This window comes from Rhodoblastus sp. (assembly GCF_041915505.1).
Classification (GTDB): Bacteria; Pseudomonadota; Alphaproteobacteria; order Rhizobiales; family Beijerinckiaceae; genus Rhodoblastus.
Genome location: NZ_JAYSBG010000352.1, coordinates 1 through 3,496, shown reverse-complemented (window position 1 = coordinate 3,496; position 3,496 = coordinate 1). Strand labels below are relative to the sequence as shown.

The 3,496-nt window shown below is 62.8% G+C and carries 4 protein-coding genes; 3 read left to right on the top strand and 1 reads right to left on the bottom strand.

Features of this window, described 5'->3' with window-relative positions:
* A partial coding sequence (locus ACE3S9_RS16775; RefSeq protein ID WP_374547619.1) for an NAD(P)-dependent alcohol dehydrogenase occupies positions 1 to 777 on the top strand: 777 nt, incomplete at its 5' end.
* 67 nt (positions 778 to 844) lie between these two features.
* Here the strand turns inward: ACE3S9_RS16775 and ctrA are convergent.
* On the bottom strand, positions 845 to 1,546 hold the full coding sequence (ctrA, locus tag ACE3S9_RS16770) for a response regulator transcription factor CtrA (protein WP_374547618.1): 702 nt from the start codon (positions 1,544 to 1,546) through the stop codon (positions 845 to 847).
* Positions 1,547 to 2,060: 514 nt separating this feature from the next.
* Between ctrA and ACE3S9_RS16765 the strand changes: the two genes are divergently transcribed.
* Both ACE3S9_RS16765 and ACE3S9_RS16760 read left to right on the top strand, forming a co-directional pair.
* The gene (locus ACE3S9_RS16765; protein WP_374547617.1) at positions 2,061 to 2,459 is read left to right on the top strand and encodes a flagellar export protein FliJ; all 399 of its coding nucleotides are present in this window, start codon (positions 2,061 to 2,063) and stop codon (positions 2,457 to 2,459) included.
* Between the two features lie 121 nt (positions 2,460 to 2,580).
* Positions 2,581 to 3,496: UPF0104 family protein (locus ACE3S9_RS16760; RefSeq protein ID WP_374547616.1), on the top strand; the 916-nt coding region annotated here is incomplete at its 3' end.

Genomic DNA, 3,496 nt, shown 5'->3' with positions numbered 1-3,496 from the left:
TTCGCCGTGGGCGACGCGGTGGTCAGCGCCTTCTTTCCCGGCTGGGAGGATGGCGCGCCGCCCTTTTCCGATTTCGCCACCGTTCCCGGCGACGGTCAGGACGGCTATGCGCGGGAGGTCGTGACAATTTCGGCCAAAGCCTTCACGCGCGCGCCGAAGAATTTCACCCATGCCGAGGCCGCGACGCTCACCACCGCCGGTCTGACCGCCTGGCGCGCTCTGCATGACGACGGCCAGCTCAAGGCGGGCGAGACCGTGCTGGTGCAGGGCACGGGCGGCGTCTCCATTTTCGCGCTGCAATTCGCCAAAATGGCCGGCGCGACCGTGATCGCCACCTCGTCGAGCGCGGAAAAGCTCGAAAAGCTGTCCGAACTCGGCGCCGATTACCTGATCGACTATCGCAAAAATCCGAACTGGGGCGAACTCGCGCGCGATTTCACCGACGGGCGCGGCGTCGATCATGTCATCGAGATCGGCGGGCCGAACACGCTGGAGCAATCCATGACCGCCGCGCGGATCGGCGGCCATATTGCGCTGATCGGCATTCTGACTGGCCTCGCCGGTCCGTTCCCGATGATCACCGCGCTGCTGAAGCAATTGCAGTTGAAGGGCGTGCTGGTCGGCAGCCGTCGCCAGCAGATCGAAATGATCCGCGCCATCGACGCCAATCGGATGAAGCCGGTGATCGACCGCAGCTTCCGGCTGGAGGGGCTTGCCGACGCCTTCAAATATCAGGAAACCAACAAGCATTTCGGCAAGATCTGCCTGGAGTTCTGAGACGCGGCCGCGAAACGAAAAACCCCGCCGGATCGGCGGGGTTCTTTTTCGGCCCGGGCGGGGGCGATCAGGCGGTGATGCGCTCGTCGGCGTCGGAGGGCTCGCGCAGCACATAGCCGCGGCCCCAGACGGTCTCGATATAATTGCGGCCTTCGCTGGCGTTGGCGAGCTTCTTGCGGAGCTTGCAGATGAAGACGTCGATGATCTTCAGCTCCGGCTCGTCCATGCCGCCATAGAGATGGTTGAGGAACATTTCCTTGGTGAGCGTCGTGCCCTTGCGGAGCGAGAGCAGCTCCAGCATCTGATATTCCTTGCCGGTCAGATGCACGCGGGCGCCGCCCACCTCGACGGTCTTCTGGTCGAGATTGACGACGAGGTCGCCGGTGGCGATGACCGATTGGGCGTGGCCCTTGGAGCGGCGGACGATGGCGTGGATGCGCGCGACCAGTTCGTCCTTGTGGAAGGGCTTGGTCAGGTAATCGTCGGCGCCGAAGCCGAGGCCCTTGACCTTGTCCTCGATGCCGGCGAGGCCGGACAGGATCAGGATCGGCGTCTTGACCTTGGCGACGCGCAGCGTCCGCAGGACCTCGTAGCCGGACATGTCGGGCAGGTTGAGGTCGAGCAGGATGATGTCGTAATCGTAGAGCTTGCCGAGATCGATGCCTTCTTCGCCGAGGTCGGTGGTATAGACATTGAAATTCTCGGACTTGAGCATCAATTCGATGCTTTGCGCGGTTGCGCTGTCGTCTTCAATCAATAATACGCGCATGTGAAGTCCTCACCCCGCCCCAAGGATTGCGACGCCGGCCGAAGCCGCCGCCGGGATAGCGGCCAGCCATCGGCCCAAGACGAGCGCCCACGCAAATCAATTTGAAAACCCTTAACGCCGAATGGTTAACAAAGGATGATTCCCTCTGGCAAGGGACTTCGGCGCCGTTTTCCGCTCGATTGCGTCAGCTCCTCGACCGCAAGTTAAAACTCTTGTGGAAAGACGGTCCGCCCGTGGCTTCAGACCCCCGCGCGCGCCCTTCCGTCCCCACCGCGGCGCCCCGGTCGGCGCGATGGCAAGAACTTAACAACGAGTGTTAAGCACGGGGGTTAACGAAGGCTTACAGGGTCGCGGCCTTTTACCGCGTATCGCAACAATTTTGGCGAAATAGCGGATTTTCCCCTCGCCGGGTAAGAAAACGGCAACCTCCATGCGGCAGTCTGCGCCTGTCTCGCGGATATTGTTCCTCGTGGTTGAAAGATCCTTTCAGCCTGCGTCCTTGGAGTTATTGGTGATGAAATCGCGGGATACGCTCGTCCGTCTCAAGCGCTTCCAGGTGGAGGAAAAACGCCGCCGCCTGGCCCAGATCGAAATGATGATCGCCGAGTTTCATCGGATGGCCGGCGAGCTCGACCGCGAGATCGCCTCCGAGGAACAGAAGTCCGGCGTCGCCGACGTGACGCATTACGCCTATCCGACTTATGCCCGCGCCGCGCGCACGCGCCGCGACAATCTGCTGCACTCGGCCGAGGAGCTGAAAGGCCAGCTCGACGAGGCCCGCGCTCTGTTCGACGCGGCCAATGAGGAGCTGAACAAGGCGCAGGTGCTGGAAGGCCGCGAAAAATCCTCCGTTCTGGGCGACCTGTCCCGCGAGGCGCCCGAATTCGGCGCGCTGCGCGGCGCGCGCGCCTGAAAAGCCAATCATGTCAGGCCCGGAGGCAATCCGGGCTTGCGCTCGACGGCCGCCTGTTGCAAAGGATGCCCAGGCCGGCGCGACGAATCGTCCGGCGCTGTTCGAGCGTTGCAGGGCCCGGATGGATTTCATCAGACGCAATCTCGATTATTTCTGGCCCGCGCTTGGTTTTGTCGCCGTCCTGGCCTCGTTCTGGCTTCTGTTCCAGGAATTTCAGGGCCAGTCGCTCGGTCCGCAGCTGATCGCGGCCTTCAAAGCGATTCCCGTTTCCCATTACCTTCTGTCGGTCGGCGCGACCATCGTGGCCTATGTCGCTTTGGCCTATTACGACTGGATCGCGCTGCTGCATCTGGGCGTGCGCCATATTTCCTGGCGCTTCATCGCGCTCTGCTCCTTCACCACCTATGCCTTGTCGCATAATATCGGCGCCTCGGTCGTGTCGGGCGCCATGGTGCGCTATCGCGGCTATACGTCGAAAGGGCTCAACACGGCCCAGATCGCGGTTCTGGTCGCGCTCTGTTCGCTGACCTTCCTGCTCGGCGAAGTGGTGGTCGGCGGCGTCGCCTTGCTGCTGAAGCCCGAGGCGCTGGCGCAGCTCGGCGACATCCTGCCGCATTTCCTGACCCATCCCTCGACGGCGCGGACCATCGGTCTGGCCTGTCTTGGCGTCATTGCGCTCTATGTGGCCGGATCGTTGCTGAGGCTGCCCTCGCTGACCTTGCGCGGCGCGCGGATCGCCTATCCGCGCTGGAACATCGTCGTGCGGCAGTTGATCGCGGCGCCGGCGGAAATCATCGGCGCGGCGGGCATCATCTATTTTGCTTTGCCGGAAACCGGCAACCCCGGCTTCATCGTCGTCGTCGCGGTGTTCATCTTCTCTTTTTCGGCGGCGCTCGCCTCCAATGCGCCAGGCGGCATCGGCGTGTTCGAACTGGTCTTCCTGAAGAGCATGCCGGGCGCGCCGCAGGACGGCGTGCTGGCGGCGCTGCTGCTGTTCCGCTTGCTCTACCTGCTGATCCCGCTCGGATTCGCGATTT

Excerpts from the sequence above, each read along its gene's own strand:
- ctrA (WP_374547618.1), bottom strand. The coding sequence starts at position 1,546 with ATGCGCGTATTATTGATTGAAGACGACAGCGCAACCGCGCAAAGCATC.
- ACE3S9_RS16765 (WP_374547617.1), top strand. The coding sequence starts at position 2,061 with ATGAAATCGCGGGATACGCTCGTCCGTCTCAAGCGCTTCCAGGTGGAG.